Below are 25,332 nucleotides of genomic sequence, written 5' to 3'. Positions count from 1 at the left end.
CCCGGCCTGCTTTTTCATTTGTGGCCCGGTATATGCAAAATGCTAGAGGTTGGAAACGGCCCAAGGCGGGAATTCCTGACCTTTCGCCCCTTGCAATTTTTCAAAACGTGAGCAATGTTCATGAATGTCCGGAAAGGAAGACAAAAGTCATGAAGGTGTTGGGTATCGGGTCCTATCTGCCACGCGAGGCGAGGCCATCGACGTGGTTCGATGACCGCTTGGGTTTGCTACCCGGACAGGTAGAGAAACTGACCGGTGTACGCAGCCGCCACTACTGCAGTGATGATGAAAGTCAGATCACGATGGGTGTGGCCGCAGCGGCCAGCGCCGTGGAAGACGCAGGTGTGCGCCCGGACGATATTGACCTGATTATCGGGGCGTCCGCTGTCCCATACCAGCCCATTCCGGCCACCGCCCCCTTGTATCAGCGTGGTCTGGGCATCGCCGATGGGGCGGCCTATGCGTTTGACGTCAACAGTACCTGCCTCAGCTTCGTGACCGCGCTGGATGTCTGCGATGGCCTGCTGCGCAGCGGGCGTTACAGGCAGGCGCTGATCATCTCGTCCGAGGTCGCATCGCGCGCCTTGCCTTGGGATGAAAGGCCCGAGGTGGCCGGGCTTTTTGGTGACGGGGCGGCCGCGGTTGTGGTTGAGGCCGGGGATGACCCGTTGCAGACACGATTGCGCACCTACCCCAGCGTTTACGAATGCTGTGGCATTGGGGCCGGTGGCACCAGGTTCGACTTTCGCAATGAGGCAGAGGCGTTTGCCGCGCACAGTCTGTTCGACATGAATGGCAAGGATTTGTTCCGGATCACGGCGCGGCATTTCGTGCCTTTCGTCGATGATCTGCTAGCGCAGGCCGGTTGGACCCGTGATGCGGTTGATCTGGTGGTGCCGCATCAGGCCAGCCCCATGGCGCTTGCCCGGATGATCCGCCAATGCGGCTTTGCCGAAGGCAAGGTTGTTGATATCTGCGGGACGGTTGGCAACCAGATTGCAGCCTCGATCCCTTATGGGCTGTGCAGCGCCAAGGATCGCCTGCAGCGCGGTGACAAGATTTTGTTGCTGGGAACGTCGGCGGGCGTGTCCTTTGGCGGCGCGGCGCTGGTTTACTGATGACGGTTCTGGTGACGGGTGCGACGGGGTTTCTGGGGTCAGTTCTGGCCGCAGCGCTGCATGACCAAGGTGCGGACGTGATTGCGACAGGGCGAAATCAGTCGGCGCTTGACCGGTTGGCAGCGCGCGGGATCAGAACCGTGCCGCTTGATCTGGCCCATCCGGTACCGCAATGCGATGCCGACCGGATCGGCCCGCTGGACGCGGTTGTGCATTGCGCCGGACTGTCATCGCCCTGGGGCAGCCGCGCGCAGTTCATGGCGGGCAATGTCGATGCGACCCGGCATATTGCCGATCTGGCTGAGCGGGCAGGGTCTGCGCGTTTCGTGATGATCTCGACCGGCAGCGTCTATTTTCGCTTTGCCGATCAGGACCGGCTGGCAGAAACGCAAGTGCTGCCGCCGCCGGTCAATCATTATGCGCTGACCAAGCAACTGGCCGAGCAGGACGTGCTGCGCCGTGCGCCGCTTTCGCCGGTGGTGATCCGCCCGAGGGGCATCTATGGGGCCGGGGATACCGCCCTGTTGCCGCGATTGATGCGGGTTGCCGCCAAGCGCCCGCTTCCCCGGTTTGCGCAGGATGGCGCCACTGATATCACTCATGTCGATGATGTTGTCGCGGCGATTATCAAGGCGCTGGAGGCCGGGCCGGACCTGTCGGGTCAGATAATCAACATCACGGGCGGAGGGGGGATTGCCTTGCCAGACATCATAGAGGCCGCATGTGCCGCTACTGGGGTGCCGCTGCGCTGGCTCAGGTTGCCCTTTGGCCCTGTGCTGTCCGCCGCGCGCGCCATGGAAGCGGGGGCGAAGCTGTTGCCGGGCCGCCCCGAACCACCGGTGACGGCCTATAGCCTTGGCATCCTGCGCTATCGCCAGACACTTGATATTGCCAAGGCCGCGACATTGCTGGGCTGGACCCCGCAAGTGTCGTTCGAGGATGGCTTGCGGCGCACATTCAAGGACGGGGCGATGCGCCCCGGCGTGATATGATCCGGCCCGTTTTCGGCAACACCGCCACCGTCCGGACACGGCGCGGTTTCGTGCTACGCGGCGGCGGCTGGGGCGGTGTGCGTTTGCGGGTCCGCTGCGGGCTGATCAATCACCCCAAATGGGGTCCGGTCCTGATCGATGCAGGCTATGGGCCTCGCGCATCGCAAGGGCGGGGGCGGTCATGGCCGCTGCGGGCCTATGCGCGCATGGTCGGCATGAAACTCAACCCGCTGGAAAGCCCGCTGGCGATGCTGGCCGATCACGGGTTTCTGCCCGAGGATGTGAAGCTGGTCCTGCTGACCCATCTGCATGCCGATCATGTGTCCTATTTGCGCGACCTGCCAGAGGCGCGCTTTGTTGTGGACACGCAGGTCACCGGACCATTGCGGCACGGAGTTTTCGCCGAATTGCTGCCGGATGATTTTGCGGCGCGGTGCGTAAATATTACCGATCATGTCAGCGCCGATCTGCCATACGGCATGGGGCAGGGGTTTGATGTACTGGGCGATGGGTCCGCCCTTGCCGTGCCGTTGCCGGGTCACCTGAAGGGTCATTACGGTATCTGTTTTCCCGGCGACACGCCGCTGCTTTATGCCGCCGATGTGCAATGGCTGCGCGATGCCGTGGTGCAGGACCGGGTGCCGGGGTTTCCGGCGTCACTGGTCGCTGACGACGCGAAAGCAGCCACGGAAAGCATCGCCTTCGCCCGCCGCTTCGTGCGCGAAGGGGGCGATCTTGTGCTGTGTCACGACCCGGCAACAACGCCTTATGACTGGACCCCGACCGATGTTTGACCTGCGGCACGCGGCACTCGCCTATTGGCGGGCGCGGCGGATCACGACAGCGCAGCAGTTGGAGACGGTCCATGACCGGCGGTTGCAGCACTGGCTGCAACACGATGTCCCGCACGTGCGGCGCTATGCGGGATTTGCAGGCACGCTCTCCGATCTGCCAATTGTCGACAAGGCCACCCTGATGGCCGATTTCGCGGCGTTCAACACCGCCGGTATAACCGCGGAAATGGGCTGGGCCGCCTTTGCCGGGGACAGGATGGTGGGCGAACATGTCGTTGGCGCCAGCACCGGCACCAGCGGCAATCGGGGGCTTTTCGTGATCTCGCAGGCAGAGCGGTTTTGCTGGCTGGGCACAATTCTGGCCAAGGCACTGCCGGGTTTCTGGCGCGAAAGCCATCGTGTGGCGATCCTTCTGCCGCTGAACACGCCGCTTTATGACAGCGCGAACCGGCTGCGGCGGCTGTCCTTGAAATTCTTCGATCTGTCAGGGGATTGGGCGACGGGATTGCAGGTGTTCGACCCGACGGTCATCATCGCGCCCCCCAAGATACTGCGCAGTCTGGCAGAGCAAAAGATGCCACTGACCCCGCGCAAGATCTATGCCGGGGCCGAGCAGCTTGACCCATTGGACAGGGCGGTGATCGAAGCGCATTTCGGCCTGACCCTCGGCCAAATTTATATGGCGACCGAAGGACTGTTTGCTGTCTCCTGCGCCCGTGGCACCCTGCATCTGTGTCAGGACACGATGCATTTCGAGCTGCCCCCGGTGGGCGATGGCGACCTGCACGAGGTGATCATCAGCGATTTCAGCCGAGAGGTGCAGATCATGGCCCGCTACCGGATGAACGATCTGATCCGGCTCGCCCCCGATTGCCCCTGTGGATCGCCGCTACAGCCGGTGGCGGAGGTGGTGGGGCGCATGGATGATTGCTTTGTCCTTGGGCCGGACAAGCTGATGCTGACCCCCGATGTGATCCGCAACGCCGTCGTGGACAGTGACCGGCGGATCACCGATTTTCGGGTGGTGCAAACAGGGGACAGCACGATCAGTCTGCAAGTGCCGGTCGGGATGGAGGCGGCATCGGCTGCATTGCAGAAGCTGTTTCAGAACAAAGGCTTGAATATCACAATTCAGCACGATCAGACACCGATCACCCTGCGGACCGACCGCAAACTGCGCCGTGTCGAAAACCGCCATGCGCGATGAACGGGTTCTGATCACCGGTGCGCGCGCGCCCGCCGCCCTGCATCTGGCGCGGTTGCTGCACGGGGCTGGCTGTTTTGTGGCCCTTGGCGACAGCCTGCGCGCGGCTGTCAGCTTTGCCTCTACCGCCTGCGATGCCGCCGTTGTGCTGCCCTCTGCTACCGGCGGTGGTGCAGCCTATGGCGATGCGCTGGCGCAGGCGATCACGCAACACCGGATCACCCATATCGTGCCCACCTGTGAAGAGGTGTTTCACCTGGCCGGGGTCTGGGGCACGCGGGACATGCGCGCCCGGCTGTTTGCGCCCGGTCTTGATCGACTGGCACAGGTTCACAACAAATGGCAGTTCATCGAAATCGCCCGCGGACTTGGCCTGCCGGTGCCCGAAACGCGGCTGTTGCAGAGCGCCGATGATCTGGCCGCATTGCGGGACCGGTCCACATCGCTCGTGTTCAAGCCGGTCTGGTCACGGTTCGGAACCGATGTGCAGATCTGCCCGAAAACCCCGAAACTGACACCCAGCGCGCGGTTCCCCTGGATCGCACAAGACCACGTGCCGGGCACCTTGGTCAGCGCCTATGCGGTGGCCCACCGTGGCCGGGTGACGGCGCTGGCGGCCTACCATCCGCTCTACCGGGCCGGGCAGGGTGCCGGCACCGCCTTTGCCCCGGTCAGCGATCCGGCCATCGCTGATTTCATCGCCCGCTTTGTCGCTGGCACCGAATGGACCGGCCAAATCTCGTTCGATTTCATCAAGGATGGTGCGGCGTTGATGGCGATCGAATGTAATCCGCGTGCTACCAGCGGTGTGCATCTGTTTAACGAACCCCACAGCTTTGCCGGGGCGTTTTTCGGCGGTGGCGCTGTGAAACCGGACGCCAGCGGCCTGCATGCCGTGAAACTGGCGATGACGATCTATGGCTGGTGGCCCGCACTGCGCAGCGGAACCTTCGGGCGTTATCTACAGGACCTGCGGTCGGTCAATGATGTGATGGTCTGGCCCGTTGATGTGGCACCACGCCGCCAGCAATGGCGCGCTGTCGCAGAAATCGCGCGGATCGCCCTGCGGCGACGGGTCAGCCTGCAAACGGCGGCGACCGACGACATTGAATGGAACGGGCCGGACTAAAGCTCCATCTCGATCTGGCGCGGGGTATCGGCGGCACGGGGCAGTTCACCATTGATGATACGCGCAATATCCTCGCGCAGAAAATCCAATGGCCCGATGACCGGTTTGACCTTTGGATCATCAGGCTTGTTATCCAACGCCGATTTCAGGATCTGCCGGTCCTGATGCATCCCGATATGCAGGAATGGTTTAAAGAGCCAGCCCTTGATATGCCCCAACCCGCCATTGCGCGGCCCGACGCTGAACCCGATCCCCTCAACCAGCCCCGGCCTGCTTTGGCGCAGATGAAACGCCGCACCCAGCGTGATGCCTTTGTGGCTCCAGTATTCCAGCTCCACGATGCCGGGATAGCGGAAGCGGCCGATTGTTTTCGTCCGCCTCCCTTCCAGCAGTTTGGTCACGATACCCTGCTGCTGATCCTCGCCTGTATAGCACGCCTCGACCCAGCCGGGGCCGCCTGTGACTGCGACCTGCACCGTAAAGCGTTTGTCGTTCAGACCGCGCAGAAACCCCTTGTGAATGTAATGCGTGTGGGTCGCGTCAAGGATGTTTTCAGCCGTGTCCAGCAAGGTCGAATTGCTGTGGTTGGTGGCGTGGTGGATGATGATATCACCCTCAGCAACCGGGTGTGTATGCGGCGGCCCGTCGGGCTGGCCATCGGCGATAAAGACAACACCGTCCGCTTCAGTGGCCGCAAAGGATTTTACGCGGATCGTGGGCAGATCACCGATATGCCCCGGGATTTTCCGGCAAATCCCCTGCTGCCCGAATTCCCAGCCATGGTAAGGGCAGGCGATGGCATCGCCCTTCACCCAACCCTCTGACAAGGGCGCAAACCGGTGCGGACAGCGGTCCAGCAGGGCCTGCACGCCCTGGCTGGTGCGGAACAGGACCACAGGCTGGTCGTTGAACCAGATCTTGACCGGTTTGCGGCGGATTTTCCGGGCAAGCGCCACAGCGACCCATGTTGATTTCATAGTTCGAACTTTCGCAGAATGGGAACACCGATGACATCCAGCAATGTCTTGGTGATCCGCGTCGCGATGCGCGTGCGCAGGCCAAGATGGGCGACGTAAACCGCGGTGTATTCGATGGTAGGTCTGGCGCCCCGAAAGCGTTTGAATGCGGCAGCCCCTGCGCTCATGTTGTAGAACTTCTGGTGCTCGATGGCATAGCGGTGTCCAATCGCGTTCAGCATGCGGTAAAGTCCGGTTTTTTGCGGTTTGCTGGTATCATACCCGACAACCGGCATGGTCAAGGTGTTTCCGACATCGAACAGGCCAACCATGCCGTCAAGCTGGTCGTCATCACCGCGCAACCCGATGATCTGCAACAGCCCGATCTGATGGGCCTGTGCCAGATAACTGGCAGTGTATTGCGGGTTCAGGGCGGTGTATTTGTCAAGATAAAGCATCTCGTAAAGGGACGCGGCACGGCTGAAATCCTCGGCACTGAAGGTGGCCGCAGGTGCGATCTGATAAATGGTGTTTTCAAGCAGCTTGCGGTCACGTTTGGCGTCCGCCGTCAGCGTCCCGCCGTCCTGCGGATCAAAGATATAGATCTGCCGCGATGGCAGCATCAGAAACCCGGCTGATCTGAGCGCCGTAATCGTGCCGGCATCCGCAACAGGGTTCAGCGAGCGTATGACAATGGCGCGGTCAGGATCGCTTTGCGTCAGGTCATCGCGCAGCGCTGTGGCATCCATTGCCGTCAGGGCAGGCACCGGGTTGGTCGAAAACAGCCAGTTGTTCGGTTGCACCTGCCGATCAAGACCCGTTGCCCGGATCAACGGGCGGCAGGCACGGATCAGGGCGATCAGCGTCTTTTGCAGTATCGGGTGGGTGGCAAGATTTCGTGTCTCCTCAATGGCATAGTTGACATAGGCGACGGTCGGGCTGCAGATGTAGCAGGTCGGACCATCGCTGCGACTGATCGGCACGGTCAGATCGTCGATGCTGTAGCTATCAATCTGCGCGGTCAGGTTGGTGATCAGGTCAGAGGACGGCACGCGGCTGAAGATCTTGGTCAGTTTGCCGACCAGATCCGGCTGGTTGGCAACGCCGCCTGTCATGACGTCTTTTCAATGATCGTGACCGCGCGGTAGCCTGCGATCATGTCGGGTGCGACCTGGTAAGGGATATCGTTTTCCCGGATCAGATGCATAAGCGGGGCGGTGTCCTGCGCGGTGTCGCTGGCCACATAGACCATATGCGGGCAGCGGCGCAGGACGGCGCGTGTGGCTTCCGCCAGACTTGGCTTGATCCGGTTGAGGTTGCTGATGTTGTGCCACTTCGCCAGCGTGTCGATGGTGTGGCTGACGCGGGATTGGCGGATGATCCGGTCGGCCTTGCGCAGGGGGTTGCAGGGTGCTGCCTCCCACGGAAATTGCCTGGCGATGGCATCGACGAAATCACGACTGACATCGTGTGTGGCCAGATGGGGCAGGGTGGTGCAGCCGTGAAACCCGCCGTTGGTCCGGATCGTGTCATTCAGAACGGTCCGACTGACAAGGCCGGAAACGACTCCGCCCAGAATACCTGAGGGGATCAGCCAATCGGTATCTGTCGGGGCCATCCATGCAAAACCGCCGATATCGCCAAGGGTGGCCATACGTGGTTTTGGGATACCGCAATCAGGAGCGGCTTTGGCCAACTCACCTGCAATGGCACCCTTTCCGGTCCAGCCATCGACAAATACCACAGATTCAGCCGCGTGATTGGACAGGATATGTCGCATTGCCACATGATCGAGGCCGCGATCACGGATGATGGATATACCGTAGTGATGACATTGGCGGCCCAGTGTTTTCAGCGCACGTTTGAGCAGGACACCCACAGGCAACCCCGCCCGTGCAAGGCTGACCAGCGTGATTTCACCGTCAATCTGCCCGGCAATCCCCTTGGCGAGCGAGACGACAGATTGCGCCATCAACGGCCCGTTCTCGGCCAGGGCGGCATGGTAGATATCCATGTATTGTGCCGTTGGCGGCGCCTCTGGTGCCAGCAATTCCGAGTAATGCAATGTGCCGCTTTGGATCAGCGCCTCTTTCTGTGCCACGGGCGTGGGGGCCATATCGACCACCTGCAGCAACAGCGTGACGTCATCGGAAGCATAAGAGCCGGAAAAACTCATAGCGCCGCCGCGATCTGGCTGCCGGTCGGGGTCATCAGGATATCGGCAAGCTGCATGTAGTGCAGGTCGCTGACGCTGTCGCCAAACCCCATCGTCGGGCGGCGTTCATCGGCGTTCAGATGCGCGTGCAGATACGTCGTCGCCACCGCCTTGCCTGACCCCGGCGGGATCAGCGCGAGCGTTTCGGAATTGAAATGGCGGGTCCAGTTGGTGATAGGCACGGGAAGGGCCTTCAGGGCTTGCAGGCTGTCTGGCGTGACGTCGTTCAGTTTGAAAACCACATAGGTGGCAAGTCCATCCTCTTCCACGATCCATGATCGCACGTCGATACCTGCAGCCTGTGCTGCAGCGCGGCCTTCGGTCAGGATCTGGTCCATCGTGTCGGCGAGCGGCGCAAGATGGCGTTCCATCTGCGCCTTCCACGGGGCGTGCGGTGTGCCATCGGGTTCAAGGATCACCGCCCCGTTGGAAATAATCGCCCAGGACCGGAATGGCAGATCAACGCGGGCGAACGCATCGCCGGATCGGGCGGTGACCGGGATCAGCTCCGTGGTGGCGTTCAGCCATTCGAACAAGGCCGACTGCCGGGCGGTCATGAACGATGACTTGCGCGGATCGCCATTGGCAGCCACCGCAGCATGCCGGTGCGGATCAGCCCCGTTCATCTTGCGCCGGGTCTGGAACAGCGTGTCGTCAAGATCGGCAAAGACGAGTGGTTTGAGGTCAGGCATAAAGGCTCAGAACCTCAGGGTTCAACGCATCCAGCAACACCGGATCAACGCTGCCGGGCGGGGTTTCGATACACAGAATGATGCGGTCATAGGCGTCAGGATCGACGTTATAAAGGTAATTGGGCAGGCCCAGCCCGTAATTGTCCCGGCACCGGATCAGGTCGGTGATCATCAGCCCCTTGAAAATGGGTGATCGTCCGACGGCGGCAAATTTCACATCCTCGCCCGCATGGGCCAGATGTTCGGCCAACAGGAAGGGCTGCCAAACAAATTCAGACGTGCCAAGGACCAGCGTCCGGCGCCCGGGCCGTGCGTCACTGTCCAGCATCCGGTGGTTTTCAACAATGCCCTGCCGCCCCCAGTCGGGATTGCGGGTCAGATCATAGGCACCCTGTTCGGCCACATCGTCAGGGAGTCGCGACAAGGCAACGTTGTTGCTGGGCGTCCAGCTATAGCGGCCATTGGCCAGCGCGGTGCTGGTGACGCGGGCACCGGGGAACACCGATGCCACGGCGGCGGCGGCCTTGCCTGCAGACCAGTCTGTCAGGAAGGTACAGATGATGTGGCTGGGCACGATACCGCGTTCATTCAGCGCGCGGGCGAGGTTGTGCAGCGTCTTGCCAGTTGTCGCCTCATCATCGACCAGAATAAGCGTTTTGGCATTCATCAGCATGTCACGATGGGTCGGATCGGACGGCATGTGCATCAGTTGATGGGTGGCGTGGCTGTGTTCTTCCTTGAAATGGGCAAGCATGTTGTCGCTGAGCGGGTGACGCGTTGTCGGCAGGTACAGCGCATCATCGCGCCCCAGCGCATCATGCACACCCGCGCCCATGCCGATGGCGGTTTCGGCCATGCCCACGACAAGGATCGGGCCGGGCAGGTCGGCGGGCATCTGTGCGGCCAGATCAACATATGTCTGGCGCATCACCAGCGGGCAAACAGTGACATAGCGACCTAGCACCTTGCTGACAAAGATGAAGGCGCGTTTGGGGTTGCGCCGTTCGGCAAATCCGAACAGATCTTCTGGGGGCAGGAGGCTATTAAACACCTCAACCGCCGCACTTCCAGTTGTCATGTCGGCCGTCAGTTTCATCTGCATCCTCCTGAAAGTGTTGTGTTAAAATATTTGCGCGACCCGATTTGAAACGGATCGCGCGATTGTCAGGGCAGGACATCCCGCCCCGTAAGGCGTTTAGCCGATATTCACACCATGCTGAGAGGCAAGCGCGCCCAGACCGCCGGAGAAGCCCTGGCCCACGGCCTTGAATTTCCACTCGTCACCATGGCGATAAAGCTCACCAAAAATCATGGCGGTCTCGGTCGAATAATCCTCGGACAGGTCGAAACGCACGATTTCGGCGTTGCCGGAATTGTTGACCACGCGCACGAACGCGTTGGATACCTGACCAAAGTTCTGGCCACGGCTGTCGGCATCGTGGATCGTGACACCAATCACTAGCTTTTTCACATCTGCAGGAATGCTGGGCAGTTCGACCTTGATCTGTTCGTCGTCGCCTTCGCCTTCTCCCGTACGGTTGTCGCCGAGATGTTCAACGCCGGCGCCGGTCTTGTTGTTGTAGAAGATAAAGTCCGCGTCGGACCGCACCTTGCCGTCTTCACCGGTGATGAACATCACCGCGTCGAGATCAAAATCCGCACCATCCGTGGCGCGCGTGTCCCAGCCCAGACCGACCATGGCAGAGGTCAGACCCGGAGCCTCCTTTGAGAGAGAAACGTTGCCGCCTTTGGAGAGGGATACACCCATGTTCAATTCCTTCTTTTTTGAATGATTGGCATTAAGCCGTTGAAGTTACAGGATATGATGTATGGTCATATCCTGCGGTTTTTAGGGGGAAGAATTTCGGATTGTCGTCAGATATGACTATCCGATATTCACACCAAACTGGTTACACATGGCCCCAAGGCCCCCGGCATAGCCTTGCCCGACCGCCTTGAATTTCCATTCGCCGGCGTTGCGGTAAAGCTCACCAAAGACCATCGCGGTCTCGGTCGAATAATCCTCGGACAGGTCGAAACGCACCACCTCCGCACCGGTATCTTCGTTGACGATCCGAATGAAGGCATTGACCACCTGACCAAAGTTCTGGCCGCGACTGTCGGCGTCGTGGATCGTGACTGTGATGGCGATTTTTTCCACATCAGCGGCCATCTTGGACAGATCTACCTTGATCTGCTCGTCGTCGCCGTCACCTTCGCCGGTTCGGTTGTCGCCGGTATGGGTCACCGACTTTTCGGCGCTTTCCATCTGATTGTAGAAGATGAAATCGTGATCGCCGCGCACCTTGCCTGTGGCATTGAGCAGAAATGCAGAAGCATCGAGGTCAAAGTCTGCCCCGTCCGTGCCCCGTTCGTCCCAGCCCAGGCCGACGACCATCCGCTGCATGCTCGGGTCTGTTTTGGTCAGGCTGAGGTTGCCGCCTTTTTGAAGTGAAAGTCCCATGTAATCCTCCTTTTTTATGCTGTCATTTGCGGCACAAGATATTGCGCCGCGACGAATGCGGCATAGGCCGCGACCATGATGTAGCCCATCGTCTTGGTGATCTTGCCAATGGTCAGCATCCAGATGGCAAAGCCAACTGACACCCCGACCGTCGCCCACATCTGTATTCCGGTCAGGACCGGCACAACGTCAAGCGGTTTGATGATCGCGGTCAGACCGATGATGGACAGGATATTGAACGTGTTGGATCCGATGATATTGCCCAGGATCAACCCCAGCGACCGCTTGCGGGCTGCAGCGATACAGGTCGACAATTCGGGCAGTGATGTACCGAAGGCGACGACCGTCAGACCAATGATTGCTTCGGGAACCCCGATGATCGTACCGGTGACAACCGCGCCCTTGACCAGCATTTCCGATCCAACAGCCAGTGAGACGAGCCCGCCGATCAGAAAGGCAACCGCGACACCCATGGTCTGGATGCTGCCACCTTCATCATCGTCGTCATCTTCCTCAAGCTCGAGGCTGTTCGTGGCATATTGGTAGCCGACGAAAGCAACCAGAATACCGAACATGATCAGCCCGAGCACCAGCGAAAAGACGCCCGCCATCATACCGTAGATCAGAATGCCGGTCGCCAGCAGCATCATGACCAAGTCCTTCATTAGATCCTTGGCCTTGCCTTCGATCTGCAGGACAATCGCGGTCGCCCCCAGCACCAGCAGGATATTGGCGATATTCGAGCCCAGCACGTTGCCAAGTGATATGCCGGGAAAGCCCTGCAGGTTGGCGTTTACGGATGTGAAGAGTTCCGGCACCGACGTGCCGAAAGAAATGATGGTGGCCCCGATGAACAAAGGGGACAGCCCAGTACGTTCGGCCACAAAAACGGCCGCGTCAATCGTCCAATCGCCACCCTTGATCAGCAAATACAAGCCAAACAGGACGGCACCCGCCGACAATACGAAGAGTTCGTAGTTTGAGAGATCCAACAGATTTAATCCTGATCAGAGGTCAAATTCGGACGGGGACAGGCCCAGTTCGGTGCAGATTTCAGATACTACCTTGCGTTCGTCCGCGTCGAAATCGCCATCGGCGGCCCCGATCACACAGCAGACCCGTACCATTGTACGGGCCGCTTCGTCATTGCCGCGCAGGCGGGTGATCTTTTTCATCGCCTCGATCTTGCCGATGGCCGCGTCGAATTCGAACCCTTCGACGATCTTGTTGAAGCTGGCGATGACCTTGGACATGTCAAACACGCTCAGCTCTTCAGAGCGGTTGATGAACGCCGCCATCTTCTGCTTTTCTTCGGAGCTGATGTTGCCATCCGCTGCGGCCACAAGGGCGCAACCTGCAACAACCGCTTCCATGAAATCGTTGTTCTTGTATTTCGCCACTTCGGTCTTCATCTTGTCCCGAGCGGCGGCAGCATTTGTTTTCAGCCAGTTCAGCATTGTCTTAATCCCCTTCTTATTTACGTCCGGCGCGCCATTGCAGCGGATACCGGTAGTGTTCACTCATTTGTGGATGGGCCTGGAAGTATCTGACTTCCCTTGAAAATTTGATCCCACCATTGTCGTTCGTGATCTCGGCTATGGCGCACATACCAAGATTGCTGGCCTCGTCCAGCTTAACCTCGACCGGGCCACTGCCCGGAATATAGATCGTGATCACCCCGTCGGCAGAGGCCCAGTTCGGCACACCTTCATAGATGAACGCATAGACCAGCACCCGGCGCAGATGCGGCCACTGGCTGCCGTTGATCCGCATCCATTCGCCACCCGCGACCTCTCCGGTGCGGTCATCGCCCGCCAGTTCGATGAAGGGTGCCTGTTCATACCGCCCGAACGTGTTGCCCAGCGCCTGTACGGCCCCGACAGCGCCATCCGACATCTCAAAGAAACAACCAAGGTCCAGATCAATCGCCTTGCCGCGCGATCCAAAGATGCCTTTCTTCTTGGCCCCGGTCTGGGTCCAGTTGAGGTTGATCTCGATCTGGCCAAACCCCTCGCTTTTCTTGGCGAGGCTGACTGATGGCTTGTCCTTGGTCAGTGTGACCTTTGACAGGTTCACCGACGCTGCAGGGCGCGGTGCCGGCGGCGGTGTCGGGGCAGGGGGCGGCGTTGGTGCGGCGGCGGGTGCGGCATCGATCACCACGCCGTAATTGGTGGCCAGCGGGGCCAGACCGCCATTGAACCCTTGCGCCACGGCGCGGAATTTCCACTGCCCATTACGCAGATAAAGCTCACCCAGGATCAGTGCGGCCTCTGATGCGTCGTCCGTTGCGATATCAAAGACGACAGCCTCTCTGCCATTGGGGGCCGCTGTCACGCTGAGCGTTTCAAGCGCGCTGACCGGTCCAGCGGCCGTTGTGCCGACAATAGCGACAGATGTGACATCGCTGGCCAGCTTTGACAGATCAACGGCAAAGCTGGTTTTGCGTCCGGCACCGTCACCAACAGCAAGATCTTTTAACTGGACAGATCCGTCTTTTGATTGGCGCTGTCCGTAAAAGATCATGTCGTCGTCACTGCGGACCTTCTTGGCGTCGGTCAGCAGAAAACAGGAGACGTCCAGTTCTTCGGCATTGGGGTTGCGGTCTTTCCACGCCACAGTCACCTGCAGCGTGGTCGAAGAAAGCGGGGCATTACCGCCCTTTGTCAAATTCACCATATCAATTCCCTATCAGACTTGTGCGTGCAAGTGCTGTGATTGTTGGGGTTCAGATATGCTGCAGGGCGTCAGGGACAAGCTCATCGGCTTTGCGGCCCACGCCGGGTGCGCCGACGGCCTTAAGCTGCCAGTCACCACCGCTGCGTGACAGCACGGCCATCACCACGCCGGTATGTGCGCCCTGATCGGTCAGGGTGAAGCGGCACAGTTCCTTCTGGGTGTCATCGTCCATGATGCGGCAGAAGGCGTTGTCGACTTCGTTGAAGGTCTGCCCACGATAGGAATTCACAAAGAAAACAAGCGTTTCAACGTTGCTGTCCAAGCGGTCGAGGTCGATCTTGATCACCTCATCATCGCCGTCACCTTCACCGGTCAGGTTGTCGCCGGTATGCAGGATCGATCCGTCGGCTGACTGCAACTGACCAAAAAACACTATGCCGGTCGGCTGTTTGGAAGCGTCAAAAGTGATCACAGAGGCATCAAGGTCAATATCTTTTGGACCGGTCAGCTTGGCAAAGAACCCTTTGGGCGCAACCGGGTCCCAGCCCAGCCCCATATGCACGCGCTTGAGGCCTGCAGATTCTTTTTTCAGGCTGATGGATTGTCCCTTTGACAGAGAAATGGCCATTGATGTCTCCCTTTTATGATTGCTTGGAGGATATTTAGGACGTGACGTTCTGGTTTAAAGTGCTGTCTGGATGACTTGACAAGCGTTTAAGCGGGTAATCGCGACATAATCACGACGGTTCTGTGGCTGTGCCTGCCAGTTGCACCTGGATCAGCCGCCCGCCGTTTTGCGTATCCAGCAGAATGCGGGCATCGTCACCCAAAATGGTGCTGCCGCCAATGGGGATCGCGGTATCGGTGCCGATATCTTTCATATGCGGCAATCCTTCGTTGACCATGTGCCACTGACCGTTGTGTTTCTGGAAATAGGCCAGCCGCGCCCGGTCGGCGGGGGCAAGCCGTTCATTGGGTGACTTGAACCGGTTGGCGTGCCAGGCATAAAGCCCGATCCCGTCATAAACCGTCACCCGGTAATTGTCGGGCCGGAAGCTTTCGCCGGACCGGGCGGAATAAAGATTCAGGATCGGCACGTCCTTCCCGTATGGCGTCGCACAGAACGGGCAGGTCGGCGTGGTCGTGTTGTCGAACACAAACCATTTGCCGGTGCAGCCGGTATTGGCGCAGGGCAACAGCATGTCGGCAGTATAGACCAGCGCGCGTTCCCAATCATCCGCGCGGGGGCGTTGGGCGGGGTCATGCAACCCGTCGATAAAGGCCCGCTTGAACAGGTCCGTGATCAGTGGTCCGCAGAGTGACATCGGCATCTTGTCGGTATCCGCCCATGGCATTTCGCTTTCGCGGACATGCTCGATATTGATCCGGTTGGATGGATCATCGGGATGTTCGACAAAGAGCGCGTGTTTGCCCATCGACAGCATATCGTCGCGGGCGCTGTCGTTCACATCATGGATCTTGCGGCCCTTCAGCGGGTGGCGCAGCGTCAGATACATGTAGGTCAGGACTGCCAGCGCGTGCAGATCGGTCTGCATGCTGGGCAGTTTGCGGCGCGGGTCTGTGATCTCCAGATGCTGGGTCGCGACCACCTCGGGGGCCACGAAATCGGGTGTGCCCACCACCTCTGGCGGGAATTTGTCAGGCACGACAAGCCCGTCGATATCGATGATGCAAGCATCACCCGTCAGTGGGTCGACGAGGACGTTTTTGTAGCTGAGGTCCGAATGGGCGAGGCCGGAGGCGTGCAGGCGCCGCACGGCACGCGCCAGCCGGATACATATTTTGAGGTAGCCCAGCCAATCGCCCGCCTCGCGCGGATCAAGGAACGTGTTGCGGTTATGGGCAGAGGCGAACCATTTGCCCTCTTTCTCCTTGCCCTTGATCCGCAGCCGGTCATTGTCGAACGATCCGTTCTGGAAAAAGAACTGACTTTCAAAAACAGGGACAACAACGCCCACGGTCCCGTTCCATTCCACCAATGCCTCGGGCCAGCGGAACAGTTTACCCAGCGTATCGCCACCGGCCCCTTCGAGGATGGATTTGCGATGAGCGCCGACGATGGCCTGCAGCCGCTCCATCCCCTGCTGGTCGGGCTTCTTGCGATAAAAGCCGATCACCGCACGCCGGCCTTCTATCCAATGGACGTTTTTCATCCCCCCTTGGGCGAAATGCTTGGGTTCAAAGGCGATATCGGTGCGGTCTGTCGTCTTGGTGCGGATCATTTCTGGGTCTCGGGCGGGGTCAGGATAGCGATGGTGCGGTCGTCATGTTCGCCTTTGACTTTGAAGTTCAACCACTCAAGCAGGGCGGTTTCATCAAGGTCTGCGATTTGATCGTAAAGGGAGGTCCATGCGGCGGGGTCTTGTGTCGCCGCTTCTGACGCAAACATCGGGTCGGATACGCCATCTGTCATCAGCATGAAGGCGGTGAAATCCGGCACGGTGCGATGGTGGATGCGGGTAGCGATGTTGGCTTTGTCAGCAAAAAGGTCGCTGCGCAGGAACGTCGTCTGGCCTGCGAATTCGCCATTATCGGCGGACATCATCAAAGGGTTGTTGTCAGCGATGAGACCGACAAGGCCGTCGCCAACCGATATGCTCGCGAAGAACCAACCATCATCTGTTTCGCGAGCGATTCCGATTAGCAGTGTCGTGCTGAATGACTGCAGGCGCTGGCCTGTTTCTCGTGCCAACGCATCCAGCATATCGGCGGTCTGGCGAATTGCCGCGCCTAGAGTGGCATCGAGTGCGGCTGTCAGGTCAGCAGTGTCTGGATCGGGCAAGTGGGCGGAAAGTAAGCCGGGCAATGATGTGGCAGCAAATTCAACCGCCGTTTGAGAGCCAAGGCGGGAGTACTCGGCACTGCCTGCACCGTCGGCCACTGCCATGATATGCCAGCCAGTATCTTTATCGAAATAGATGCGCGTATCATCGTCGCGTGGCAGCGCCTTGTGCGCGTGAGACCGACCCCGGCGGCTGGCCGCAATCATCAGCCCATCGCCCTCGACCCGGAAACTGGCGGTATCGGGTTTGGGATAGGGCAGGGTGTTCCAATCGACGGGCAGGTCTTTCCATATCGTCCACGGGTCGGGGCTGGCGGGCAGGCGCAGGTTGACCGCTACATCCTTGTTATTGATCGTGCCTCGAAAGATAAATTCATACATCTTGGCGCTATGAACCGTGCCGCTGATGATCCATTTGCCGGATTTCTTGTCCTGTTCAAAGGTCAGATCGGCATCGTCCGGCCAATCCACTTCGATGCGTGTCAGCCCTGCGGGTTCCAGCAACTCGGCGGCAAAGTATTCGCCCACCGTCGCGGCCCGGCTGAGCCGCCCTTCAAGATATCGCGGCGGCATCTATCCAAGACCGCGATTGACGTTGAAGCCTTCGCCGGGGGCGGAGGCGCCATATGTGCCAGCCCCGCCGCACCAAGGGCAGACCGCCTGTTTGGTGCGCACATCAAGGCAATGGATGCCGCCGCATTTGCCGCAATGGGCCATTGTGATTTCGTTCGGGCAGTGCGGGCAGGATGACCCGCCCATCAGGTTCTGCACATTCATCTCCTGCATGGCACCGCCATCTGCGCAAAGCTCGAAATACTGATTGCTGACCCCCTGCGCGGCCCGGAACTCATAGACGCCATCCTGATGACGCGACTTCTCATATTTCAGCAGAAAGGGCAGTTCGTTGGTTTCGCATTTGCCGATCACGACGGCATATCGATCATCGGGCAGCCCGGCACTGATCCCGTCATCTTCGGCCAACTCGTCGGGCATATTCTTGGACAGATTCACGCCGTCCCCCGCAGCGCCGATGCCAACGCTTTGGCTTTGAATGGTGATGGATTGGGTGACCCATGTAATCAGGTTGGCGAATGCATTGTCGCTGATATCGTTCAGGATCATCGTCTTGTCCGAAATCTCTCGCAGGCCCTTGAGGTCCGCGCGCCCCCCGACAGAGATCGACACCAGGCTGGCCTTGCGCGCGTAGTCTGATTTCCACCTTGTCATGGCAGACCCCGGATTATCAGTGGGCACGCCATCCGTCAGCAGGAACACGATGGGTTTCCAGTCGCCTTTGCGATCGGGCGTTGTGGGGGTCACGTCGTGATCAATCCGTTCCATCAGCAGCTCAAGCGCGGCACCCAGGCTGGTCCCGCCGCCGATGGGTAGACGCGGGGGGTAAAGGTTGGCCACCTCGACCATGGGCGTGATAACCTTGGCCTTTCCGGCAAAAGCGATGACGGACACCTGCGCCGTCTCCAACGCTTCCGGGATAGTCTTCAGCGTGTCCGACAGCTTGGCCAGACCTTCATCAAGCTGGCGCATCGTGTCGCCAATCATCGATTCGGAGACATCGATTAGGAAATAGACGGGGAGCATCCGCATGGGACAGCCTCCTTAGATAACGATATTGATTTCGCGCGGTGGCGGGGGCAGTTCGGTGACATCGGCCGCACCCGCGTTCTGGGACCGGCTGCCATCGGCAATGACATCACTGACCCATTTGAAAAACTGCTCAAACCCTGGACCGTCGAGCGTATCCAACATGGCGACTGAGGTGCAGAAACGTTTGAGCGCGGTAACGTCCGCTGACGGGCCTGCGCCGCATCCTACCATGGCAGCGAATCCTGCGGATTTGATCGCCTCGACCTGTTCGTTAAAGACCATCGTGTCAGAGGGCTTGCCATCGGTCATGACGAAAAGAAGGGGGGCCCAATCACCCTTGCCTTCGTCAGAGCCGACGCGGACCTCTGATTTGACTTTCTGCTGCACCAGTTTCAGCGCTTCGCCCAGGAATGTGGGGCCACTGTTCGGTGTTTCGAGCGTCACTTGCGGAAAGGCGTCGAGCGGCGTGAGTTCCTGCATCACGCGCGCCTCAAGATCGAAGGTGATCAGGCCGATATGGACGGTGTCCAACGCATGTGGATCCTGTCGCAAAGTCGAAAGCAAGACCTGCATGGAGTTGTTGACTGCGTGAATCGGTTCGCCCCGCATGGAGCCGCTGGTATCAAGCAAAATGTAGACGGGAAGGCGGCGCATAGAATCTCTCAGCAGTCAGTTACAATCAGGGGTATTGTTCGGCTCCGACGCAACCCTGAGATACCAATCGGGCAGAAGTTGGGCATCCGTCGTCTCCTTGTCGGGTTCTGGAGGCCGTGATAGAATAATATTCTAGGGTGGACAATGTGCGACGCTGATCTGGTTTCGCCGCGCCTTGCACGCGACTTTTCTTTTTTGGCTGAGGCTCATGCAATACTGCGTGGCAAGTTTGGTGAATGTACGTCTTTAGTAAATATTAACCGCTTGTGCTTACTCCAACTTTGAACCCAAAGGAGAGTTTTTCACAATGTTATCAGTATCAAGGATCGACACCGTCCTGATCTGCATCGGTCGTGCGTGCGTTCGACTAGACACGTGCTAGGCATCCGTTTCGTCCACCGAACGACTGGTGCTGGATGGTGCCCGGCGGACATAAGCAAGGCAGCTAGCACCAAATTGGCCAAATTCCGCCTAAGTTTTTACTTAATGCGGATGGAGGTTGACGTTGTGTTGCGGAGTTGACCTCCGCGAAAAACAGTAATCTAAGTCCGACCATTCCACCGAGTAAATTTAGTTAGCCAGTATTTTGGAAAGGATCAATTTTCAGGAGAGAGATATGTCGAGTAGTGACGTCTCAAGAAAGCTTAGTCTGAAGTCCGCGCTCGCGCTATCCTGCGCGATGCTGCTTCCAACGGCCAGTTTGGCCGGTGAAGTCACCCTCCGATCCGCCGATGGAACGGTGAACATCGTTGGTGAGTTCGTCGATTTCGACGACAACAGCTATGTTGTCAAAACGGCGCTGGGGGACCTGCGTGTTTCCGCATCACGGGTCAGTTGTATCGGCGAATCCTGCCCCACCTTCGGGACGGTCGAGGCTGACGTTACGATTGTTGGCTCTGACACTATCGGTGTTGGCGTGATGCCTTTGCTGTTGTCTGGCTATGCCGCGTCCAAGGGCGCGCAAGCGACGATCACGTCGACCGGTGACGGCAACGGAGCGGTTGCCGAAATCGTCGGGGATCAGGGATTTGGCGACGTTTTGGGCGAATATCTCGTTTCATCCACAAGTTCGAACGATGCGTTTGAAGCGTTGCTGGAACAGACGGCCTCCGTCGGTATGGCGACGCGCCGCATCTTGCCGCAGGAAGCACGCGCGCTGCGCGGCGATGGGGCCGGCAACATGATCGACCCCAGCCAGGAACATATCCTGGCACTTGATACACTGGTCGTGATCGTTAACCCGAACAATTCGGTGAGCGAACTGACGATGGATCAGTTGCGCGACATCTATAGCGGCCGCATCACCAATTGGTCCGAAGTGGGCGGTGCTAACGCGCCGATTACGCTTGTTTCCCGTGCTGAGGACTCCGATACGCGCGATGTGTTCAAAAACGTGGTTTTCGGCGACGACGTCCCCCGCGACCCCGGCTCTGTTGTCATTGCGCGCGACAGCAACGAAATGGCTTTGATCGTCAATTCGGACGTGAATGCGATCGGTTATTCAGGGTTTGCGTTCCAACGCGGCGCACAGCCGGTTACGCTGATCAACGAATGTGGGTTGAGCATGACACCCGACAGCTTTTCGGCCCGGACCGAAGAATACGCGCTGCAGCGTTTCCTGTATCTCTATAATCGCAGCGATACGAGCGATGAGTCGGTCACCGACTTTATCGAATACGCGCTTTCCGAACCCGCTGAAGAGGTCGTTTCAAAGGCTGGCTTTATCAGCCTCGGCGTTGATCGGCGGGCGCAGCCACTGGACGGCGATCGTGCCCGACAGTTGCTGGATCCAAATGTCGATCCCTTTGAAGGCCTGCTGATGCGCGAAATGCTGTCGCAAATGGTCGATTATGACCGGCTGTCGACCACATTCCGGTTCCAGACCGGTTCGCAGAACCTTGGACAGCGCGGAATGCTGAATCTGGCGCGACTGGCCGATTATCTGGAGAAGCAGCCTGCCGGGACAAATGTTCTGTTTGTTGGATTTACCGATGATGTCGGCGCGTTCGAAAACAACCAGCAGCTGTCTGTGTCGCGTGCCGAACGGGTAAGGGCCAATCTGGAAGAATTCGCCGGTAATCGGTTGTCCAACATCACCATGGGTGTTGCCGGCTTTGGCGAAGTTGCGCCTGCTGCGTGCAACGTCTCTGACAGTGGTCGACAGATCAATCGTCGCGTGGAAGTCTGGATCCAGACGGCCAATGGCTGATTTGGCTGTCAGGAAACTGACGGCCGTCTTATCTGGCCTTGGAGGTGTCTTGGGGCAACGTGTGTCCCAAGGAAACCTCTCACAGTCATCATTTGACCTGACGCGTGCATTGCACGCATAAGGTGAAATGAATCGCAAATTGGTGAGCCCTATGCGGGCTGTGAAAATTGGCCTCGGAATGAATCTCTGCCGTGATGCAATACTTGTGTCAGGCAGACGACAAACAGGAACCAAAAGATGTTAAAGGTAACTCAACATGCAAGCGCGCTCGCGATGGCGGCATTGCTTGGAGCCTTCACTGCGCTGCCCGGTCAGGCAACAGCGCAAGTTTTCGACCCGGATCTTTACGAAGGTGGTAAGGCACGTGTCTATCTGTCTTCCAATCTGCGATCCCTCAGCGAGGCTGTCACCGCGACTAGCTGCCGGCTGAATGCAGGCATTCAGGAGGATGCCGCAAAATCCGATCTGGAAAGTATCCGCTCGGACTTCAACGCGATTCTGATGGGGCTGCGTGACGGTGATACCGCACTTGGTATCCCTACAGCGGAAAGCGACAACCGGAACCTGCAGGTGCTTCAGCGGGTGACGGATGCGTGGTTGCCTATCCGCGCAGCCACCGAAAACATGTTGGCGGGATCAGCCACGGAAAACGACGCGCGGACTGTGCGCCAGAACTATCGGGATTTGTTTGAACTGACCGTCGTTCTGGCTTCTGACATTTCCGGCGTTTACTCTGACCCGCAGGAATTGCTGCAAAGCGACGCGACTGTGCTGAACTTTGCCAGCCGCCAGAAAACGTTCGTCAACCGTATGACCCGTGCGATGTGCGGCCTTGCGGTCAGCGCCCCGGAGCTTGGGACGGTTGAAGAACTGCGCGAAACGGTCGACCTGTTTGACCGATCGCTGGTCGCCCTGCGTGACGGTTTCCCGGATGCCGGGATCAACCCGCCGCCCAACGACGCGGTCAAGAACAGCCTGAGCGCGACCTATGATCTGTGGAGCGCCGAGAAGGGTGTTTTTGATGCCGCCCTTGCGGGTGACACCATCACCCCGGATATGGTCGCTGCGTCCAACGAGCTGACCCAGAAGCTGGAAGTTGACGTCAATAACGCGATCACGCTCTATCTGATTGCCGTTCCGGGTCAGGAAGGGGTGTATCGGGTTCCGCTACAGGCCTATGCTGAAAACGTTCTGTCGCAGTGGATCATTGATCCTGACCTGATTGACGCGATCAAGGCGCAAAACGTCGAACATGCAGACCTGTCCGAGGCCGATATCATTGCGCTTGACCAGACATGGCGGGCCGAGGCTGATGCGGGCGGGGGTCCACTGATCACCGAGCTGTTGTCAGGGCCGGTTTCTGCCTGGTTGCTCGATCAGCAAAACGCCACGGCAGGCCTGGTGACGGAGGTATTCGTCATGGACAACAAAGGCCTGAATGTCGCGCAAAGTGTCGAGACATCGGATTATTGGCAGGGTGACGAAGCCAAGTGGCAGGAGACCTATGGTCGTGAAGATGGCGGGTTGCACATCAGCGATGTGGAGTTTGACGACAGCACAGGGTTCTATCAGACCCAGGCATCGCTTCCAATCGTCGACCCTGCTACGAACGAGCCGATCGGGGCCATCACCTTTGGCATCAATATCCAAAGCCTGATGTAAACGACGAACCGTCACGCACGCGCCATCCACTAAGCGCGTGTGCAGATCGGAGTACCAAAATGCGGGCGGTCGGTTTAATCCGGCCGCCCGATTTTTCGTTCTGATGGTGCAACTGTAAGGTGATCCGTTTGGTCATTGATTTACTGACGACAGTCATCTCAAGCGTCATTCGATATCAACCTAAGGAATATATGATGCAAACCCCCGTCTCCCTGGGGTGGTTTCACCCGGGGATTGTCTGCAGAAATTATTGACATATCGAGACGGCCCTAGGTAGTACGGTGTTAGCGCATAAACAGGTCTTGTTACGCTCTTTTAAGGCACGTTCCCTCGCGTCAGGTGACGGTTAGCGTCATGTCTAAAAGTCAATTTAATTCAGTAACTTAAAGACAAACTGCTCATAAAATAATCTTTCGTCCCATGAAAATGCGGTATGCGGCGGCATGCCTTCCTTACAAGCAGAGTCACAACCACACATTTCATTTTTGTAGTTGTAGTTTCGTTGAACTGGCCTAAGCTTGGTTGCAAGAGGCGCGGAGTTAGCCCCGTGACAAATTGACTAGTGAAGAAATGCTCGCCTCTATGTCATAGGGAGAACAATACATGACTTATAGTTTTATCCGTGGTCTTGGTTTTGCAGTTGCAGCATCCGCTGCGTTTTTCACCGCGACGACAAGTTCAGCACAAGACTGGGCACCCGATCGCCCTGTCGAAATGGTCATCATGGCCGGGCAAGGGGGCGGTGCTGACCGTCTGGCGCGCCTGTTCCAGTCGATCATCCAGAAAGAAAACCTGTCCACGATGCCGATCCTGCCCGTGAACAAGGGTGGCGGCTCTGGTGCGGAAGCATTGCGCTATCTGGCTGACAACGAGGGTGAAAACCATTTGATCATGGCGACCCTGAACAGCTACTACACAACGCCACTGCGCAATGACATTGGTGTCGACATTGAAGAGTTCACACCAATTGCACGTATGGCGCTTGATACGTTTGTGCTGTGGGTCAATGCCGACAGCGATATCGAAACGCTTGATGACTATGTCGAAGCTGTCCGCGCTGCTGGTGGAAGCTGGAAGATGGGCGGTACTGGTACGGGCCAGGAAGACAGCCTCGTGACAGCCATGCTTGAAAACGAGTTTGGCATTTCAGTCACATATGTTCCGTTCTCGGGCGGTGGTGATGTGGCACGTAACCTGGTGGGTGGCCATATCGATTCATCCGTGAACAACCCGTCTGAAGCGCTGGGTTTCTATCAGGCCGGTAACCTGCGCCCGATTGCAGCGTTCACGCCTGAACGCATTGGGGCCTTCCCGGACACCCCGACGATGGGTGAACTCGGCCACGATCTGGTTTACTGGATGCAGCGGTCGTTTGTTGCGCCAAAGGACATGGCGCCAGAGGCTGTGGCCTACTACACCAACATGTTTGAACAACTCAGCCAGTCGGAAGAGTGGCAGACATACACCCAGGAAAAGGCACTGATGGCGGAATTCCTGACAGGTGATGAACTGCAGGCCTACTTCCTGGAAGAGCGTGAAAAACATGCTGAGTTGCTGAATACGATGGGCGAAGGCTCCTAAGCCTTTTCCTGAACTTATCCAGTGGGGCGCGGTGATTTCGCTGCGCCCCAACACTCACCACTATCCAATAAAAACGAGACGAGATCATGTTGACGGCTGATCGAATGATCGCAGCGGCCCTGATGCTGTTGTCCCTGTACTTTATGTGGCATGCCATTGAATTGCCGATTGGTTGGAACGGCATGACAGGCGGTCCCGGAGGCGGCGCGTTTCCGTTCTGGCTGTCAGCGATCATGTTTCTGGCCGCGGGCGGCATTCTGATCAGATCGCTTCGCGGCAACTCGGCCTATTCCGGCGACTTTTTTGACCCCGAAACACTGCGCTCTGTCATCGGCGTGATTATCGCGCTAACCGCCACCGTTGCGCTGATCCCGTGGGGCGGGGCCTATATTGCATTGCCGCTTTTTTTGATCTGGTATCTGAAAATCTTTGGCAAGCATGGTTGGGTGCTGACGCTTTCATTGACATTGTCCACCCCGATTTTCCTGTTTTTCTTCTTTGAGGTGACCCTCAAGATATTGCTGCCAAAGGGGCTGACCGAGCCGCTATTTGTGCCGCTTTATGCGATGTTCTTTTAG

At 58.4% G+C, this 25,332-nt stretch carries 24 protein-coding genes; 9 read left to right on the top strand and 15 right to left on the bottom strand.

What is annotated here, in order from left to right:
- The first annotated feature begins 149 nt into the window (after positions 1 to 149).
- The 5 genes from ACFWW4_RS07805 to ACFWW4_RS07785 are packed head-to-tail and all read left to right on the top strand — an operon-like array spanning position 150 to position 5,237.
- The gene (locus ACFWW4_RS07805) at positions 150 to 1,118 is read left to right on the top strand and encodes a 3-oxoacyl-[acyl-carrier-protein] synthase III C-terminal domain-containing protein (protein ID WP_411890326.1); all 969 of its coding nucleotides are present in this window, start codon (positions 150 to 152) and stop codon (positions 1,116 to 1,118) included.
- Positions 1,118 to 2,110: an NAD-dependent epimerase/dehydratase family protein gene (locus ACFWW4_RS07800; RefSeq protein ID WP_411890325.1), complete on the top strand. Its 993-nt coding sequence runs from the start codon at positions 1,118 to 1,120 to the stop codon at positions 2,108 to 2,110. The genes ACFWW4_RS07805 and ACFWW4_RS07800 overlap by 1 nt, the downstream gene beginning before the upstream one ends.
- On the top strand, positions 2,107 to 2,904 hold the full coding sequence (locus ACFWW4_RS07795) for an MBL fold metallo-hydrolase (protein WP_411890324.1): 798 nt from the start codon (positions 2,107 to 2,109) through the stop codon (positions 2,902 to 2,904). The genes ACFWW4_RS07800 and ACFWW4_RS07795 overlap by 4 nt, the downstream gene beginning before the upstream one ends.
- The gene (locus tag ACFWW4_RS07790; RefSeq protein ID WP_411890323.1) at positions 2,897 to 4,111 is read left to right on the top strand and encodes a CoF synthetase; all 1,215 of its coding nucleotides are present in this window, start codon (positions 2,897 to 2,899) and stop codon (positions 4,109 to 4,111) included. The genes ACFWW4_RS07795 and ACFWW4_RS07790 overlap by 8 nt, the downstream gene beginning before the upstream one ends.
- The gene (locus ACFWW4_RS07785; protein ID WP_411890322.1) at positions 4,101 to 5,237 is read left to right on the top strand and encodes an ATP-grasp domain-containing protein; all 1,137 of its coding nucleotides are present in this window, start codon (positions 4,101 to 4,103) and stop codon (positions 5,235 to 5,237) included. Before ACFWW4_RS07790 ends, ACFWW4_RS07785 begins: the two co-directional genes overlap by 11 nt.
- Here ACFWW4_RS07785 and ACFWW4_RS07780 read toward each other — a convergent pair.
- The 15 genes from ACFWW4_RS07780 to ACFWW4_RS07710 all read right to left on the bottom strand — a co-directional run bounded on the left by ACFWW4_RS07780 (position 5,234) and on the right by ACFWW4_RS07710 (position 19,302).
- Positions 5,234 to 6,214, bottom strand: a complete 981-nt coding sequence (locus tag ACFWW4_RS07780) for a Rieske 2Fe-2S domain-containing protein (RefSeq protein ID WP_411890321.1) — start codon at positions 6,212 to 6,214, stop codon at positions 5,234 to 5,236. The genes ACFWW4_RS07785 and ACFWW4_RS07780 overlap by 4 nt on opposite strands.
- Positions 6,211 to 7,308, bottom strand: coding sequence for a GNAT family N-acetyltransferase (locus tag ACFWW4_RS07775; RefSeq protein ID WP_411890320.1), 1,098 nt, complete (start codon positions 7,306 to 7,308; stop codon positions 6,211 to 6,213). Before ACFWW4_RS07775 ends, ACFWW4_RS07780 begins: the two co-directional genes overlap by 4 nt.
- A complete protein-coding gene (locus ACFWW4_RS07770) occupies positions 7,305 to 8,369 on the bottom strand; it encodes a cysteine protease StiP domain-containing protein (protein ID WP_411890319.1) in 1,065 nt (354 codons plus the stop codon). The genes ACFWW4_RS07775 and ACFWW4_RS07770 overlap by 4 nt, the downstream gene beginning before the upstream one ends.
- A complete protein-coding gene (locus ACFWW4_RS07765; protein ID WP_411890318.1) occupies positions 8,366 to 9,100 on the bottom strand; it encodes a hypothetical protein in 735 nt (244 codons plus the stop codon). Before ACFWW4_RS07765 ends, ACFWW4_RS07770 begins: the two co-directional genes overlap by 4 nt.
- The gene (locus ACFWW4_RS07760; protein WP_411890317.1) at positions 9,093 to 10,196 is read right to left on the bottom strand and encodes a phosphoribosyltransferase domain-containing protein; all 1,104 of its coding nucleotides are present in this window, start codon (positions 10,194 to 10,196) and stop codon (positions 9,093 to 9,095) included. Before ACFWW4_RS07760 ends, ACFWW4_RS07765 begins: the two co-directional genes overlap by 8 nt.
- A 99-nt stretch (positions 10,197 to 10,295) precedes the next feature.
- Positions 10,296 to 10,868, bottom strand: coding sequence for a TerD family protein (locus ACFWW4_RS07755; RefSeq protein WP_393928858.1), 573 nt, complete (start codon positions 10,866 to 10,868; stop codon positions 10,296 to 10,298).
- Positions 10,869 to 10,985: 117 nt separating this feature from the next.
- Positions 10,986 to 11,564 (bottom strand): TerD family protein, encoded by a 579-nt coding sequence (locus ACFWW4_RS07750; RefSeq protein ID WP_393928856.1) that lies wholly within the window; start codon positions 11,562 to 11,564, stop codon positions 10,986 to 10,988.
- Positions 11,565 to 11,578: 14 nt separating this feature from the next.
- Positions 11,579 to 12,556, bottom strand: a complete 978-nt coding sequence (locus ACFWW4_RS07745) for a calcium/sodium antiporter (protein WP_411890316.1) — start codon at positions 12,554 to 12,556, stop codon at positions 11,579 to 11,581.
- A 15-nt stretch (positions 12,557 to 12,571) separates the two neighbouring features.
- On the bottom strand, positions 12,572 to 13,021 hold the full coding sequence (locus ACFWW4_RS07740) for a tellurite resistance TerB family protein (RefSeq protein ID WP_393928852.1): 450 nt from the start codon (positions 13,019 to 13,021) through the stop codon (positions 12,572 to 12,574).
- A 16-nt stretch (positions 13,022 to 13,037) separates the two neighbouring features.
- Complete coding sequence (locus ACFWW4_RS07735) at positions 13,038 to 14,240, bottom strand: TerD family protein (RefSeq protein WP_411890315.1); 1,203 nt, start codon at positions 14,238 to 14,240, stop codon at positions 13,038 to 13,040.
- A 49-nt stretch (positions 14,241 to 14,289) separates the two neighbouring features.
- Entirely contained in the window at positions 14,290 to 14,868 is a 579-nt protein-coding gene (locus ACFWW4_RS07730; protein WP_411890314.1) for a TerD family protein, read from the bottom strand.
- Positions 14,869 to 14,977: 109 nt separating this feature from the next.
- The gene (locus ACFWW4_RS07725; protein ID WP_411890313.1) at positions 14,978 to 16,483 is read right to left on the bottom strand and encodes a helix-hairpin-helix domain-containing protein; all 1,506 of its coding nucleotides are present in this window, start codon (positions 16,481 to 16,483) and stop codon (positions 14,978 to 14,980) included.
- Positions 16,480 to 17,616 carry a PP2C family serine/threonine-protein phosphatase gene (locus ACFWW4_RS07720; protein WP_411890312.1) on the bottom strand — a complete coding sequence of 379 codons (1,137 nt, stop codon included), beginning with the start codon at positions 17,614 to 17,616 and terminating at the stop codon, positions 16,480 to 16,482. The genes ACFWW4_RS07725 and ACFWW4_RS07720 overlap by 4 nt, the downstream gene beginning before the upstream one ends.
- Complete coding sequence (locus tag ACFWW4_RS07715; RefSeq protein WP_411890311.1) at positions 17,617 to 18,648, bottom strand: TerY-C metal binding domain-containing protein; 1,032 nt, start codon at positions 18,646 to 18,648, stop codon at positions 17,617 to 17,619.
- A 12-nt stretch (positions 18,649 to 18,660) separates the two neighbouring features.
- Positions 18,661 to 19,302 (bottom strand): vWA domain-containing protein, encoded by a 642-nt coding sequence (locus ACFWW4_RS07710; RefSeq protein WP_411890310.1) that lies wholly within the window; start codon positions 19,300 to 19,302, stop codon positions 18,661 to 18,663.
- Between the two features lie 616 nt (positions 19,303 to 19,918).
- Between ACFWW4_RS07710 and ACFWW4_RS07705 the strand changes: the two genes are divergently transcribed.
- From ACFWW4_RS07705 to ACFWW4_RS07690, 4 genes are all read left to right on the top strand, one after another.
- Positions 19,919 to 21,511, top strand: a complete 1,593-nt coding sequence (locus ACFWW4_RS07705; protein WP_411890309.1) for a phosphate ABC transporter substrate-binding/OmpA family protein — start codon at positions 19,919 to 19,921, stop codon at positions 21,509 to 21,511.
- A 237-nt stretch (positions 21,512 to 21,748) separates the two neighbouring features.
- Positions 21,749 to 23,173 (top strand): type IV pili methyl-accepting chemotaxis transducer N-terminal domain-containing protein, encoded by a 1,425-nt coding sequence (locus ACFWW4_RS07700; protein WP_411890308.1) that lies wholly within the window; start codon positions 21,749 to 21,751, stop codon positions 23,171 to 23,173.
- A 603-nt stretch (positions 23,174 to 23,776) separates the two neighbouring features.
- On the top strand, positions 23,777 to 24,754 hold the full coding sequence (locus tag ACFWW4_RS07695) for a tripartite tricarboxylate transporter substrate binding protein (RefSeq protein WP_393928835.1): 978 nt from the start codon (positions 23,777 to 23,779) through the stop codon (positions 24,752 to 24,754).
- Between the two features lie 86 nt (positions 24,755 to 24,840).
- Positions 24,841 to 25,332 (top strand): tripartite tricarboxylate transporter TctB family protein, encoded by a 492-nt coding sequence (locus tag ACFWW4_RS07690; protein WP_393928833.1) that lies wholly within the window; start codon positions 24,841 to 24,843, stop codon positions 25,330 to 25,332.

This window comes from Yoonia sp. SDW83-1, from assembly GCF_046762885.1.
Classification (GTDB): domain Bacteria; phylum Pseudomonadota; class Alphaproteobacteria; order Rhodobacterales; family Rhodobacteraceae; genus Yoonia.
The sequence above is the reverse complement of the archived record's forward strand: the minus strand, read 5'-3'. Positions and strand labels throughout refer to the sequence as shown.

What these genes read in the sequence shown, in the direction of transcription:
- ACFWW4_RS07800 (WP_411890325.1), top strand. Translation starts at nt 1,118, where the DNA reads ATGACGGTTCTGGTGACGGGTGCGACGGGGTTTCTGGGGTCAGTTCTG.
- ACFWW4_RS07705 (WP_411890309.1), top strand. Translation starts at nt 19,919, where the DNA reads ATGTCGAGTAGTGACGTCTCAAGAAAGCTTAGTCTGAAGTCCGCGCTC.
- ACFWW4_RS07735 (WP_411890315.1), bottom strand. Translation starts at nt 14,240, where the DNA reads ATGGTGAATTTGACAAAGGGCGGTAATGCCCCGCTTTCTTCGACCACG.
- ACFWW4_RS07775 (WP_411890320.1), bottom strand. Translation starts at nt 7,308, where the DNA reads ATGACAGGCGGCGTTGCCAACCAGCCGGATCTGGTCGGCAAACTGACC.
- ACFWW4_RS07710 (WP_411890310.1), bottom strand. Translation starts at nt 19,302, where the DNA reads ATGCGCCGCCTTCCCGTCTACATTTTGCTTGATACCAGCGGCTCCATG.
- ACFWW4_RS07780 (WP_411890321.1), bottom strand. Translation starts at nt 6,214, where the DNA reads ATGAAATCAACATGGGTCGCTGTGGCGCTTGCCCGGAAAATCCGCCGC.
- ACFWW4_RS07790 (WP_411890323.1), top strand. Translation starts at nt 2,897, where the DNA reads ATGTTTGACCTGCGGCACGCGGCACTCGCCTATTGGCGGGCGCGGCGG.
- ACFWW4_RS07760 (WP_411890317.1), bottom strand. Translation starts at nt 10,196, where the DNA reads ATGAAACTGACGGCCGACATGACAACTGGAAGTGCGGCGGTTGAGGTG.
- ACFWW4_RS07750 (WP_393928856.1), bottom strand. Translation starts at nt 11,564, where the DNA reads ATGGGACTTTCACTTCAAAAAGGCGGCAACCTCAGCCTGACCAAAACA.
- ACFWW4_RS07690 (WP_393928833.1), top strand. Translation starts at nt 24,841, where the DNA reads ATGTTGACGGCTGATCGAATGATCGCAGCGGCCCTGATGCTGTTGTCC.
- ACFWW4_RS07795 (WP_411890324.1), top strand. Translation starts at nt 2,107, where the DNA reads ATGATCCGGCCCGTTTTCGGCAACACCGCCACCGTCCGGACACGGCGC.
- ACFWW4_RS07805 (WP_411890326.1), top strand. Translation starts at nt 150, where the DNA reads ATGAAGGTGTTGGGTATCGGGTCCTATCTGCCACGCGAGGCGAGGCCA.
- ACFWW4_RS07765 (WP_411890318.1), bottom strand. Translation starts at nt 9,100, where the DNA reads ATGCCTGACCTCAAACCACTCGTCTTTGCCGATCTTGACGACACGCTG.
- ACFWW4_RS07700 (WP_411890308.1), top strand. Translation starts at nt 21,749, where the DNA reads ATGTTAAAGGTAACTCAACATGCAAGCGCGCTCGCGATGGCGGCATTG.
- ACFWW4_RS07770 (WP_411890319.1), bottom strand. Translation starts at nt 8,369, where the DNA reads ATGAGTTTTTCCGGCTCTTATGCTTCCGATGACGTCACGCTGTTGCTG.
- ACFWW4_RS07785 (WP_411890322.1), top strand. Translation starts at nt 4,101, where the DNA reads ATGCGCGATGAACGGGTTCTGATCACCGGTGCGCGCGCGCCCGCCGCC.
- ACFWW4_RS07740 (WP_393928852.1), bottom strand. Translation starts at nt 13,021, where the DNA reads ATGCTGAACTGGCTGAAAACAAATGCTGCCGCCGCTCGGGACAAGATG.
- ACFWW4_RS07755 (WP_393928858.1), bottom strand. Translation starts at nt 10,868, where the DNA reads ATGGGTGTATCCCTCTCCAAAGGCGGCAACGTTTCTCTCTCAAAGGAG.
- ACFWW4_RS07695 (WP_393928835.1), top strand. Translation starts at nt 23,777, where the DNA reads ATGACTTATAGTTTTATCCGTGGTCTTGGTTTTGCAGTTGCAGCATCC.
- ACFWW4_RS07725 (WP_411890313.1), bottom strand. Translation starts at nt 16,483, where the DNA reads ATGATCCGCACCAAGACGACAGACCGCACCGATATCGCCTTTGAACCC.
- ACFWW4_RS07715 (WP_411890311.1), bottom strand. Translation starts at nt 18,648, where the DNA reads ATGCGGATGCTCCCCGTCTATTTCCTAATCGATGTCTCCGAATCGATG.
- ACFWW4_RS07720 (WP_411890312.1), bottom strand. Translation starts at nt 17,616, where the DNA reads ATGCCGCCGCGATATCTTGAAGGGCGGCTCAGCCGGGCCGCGACGGTG.
- ACFWW4_RS07730 (WP_411890314.1), bottom strand. Translation starts at nt 14,868, where the DNA reads ATGGCCATTTCTCTGTCAAAGGGACAATCCATCAGCCTGAAAAAAGAA.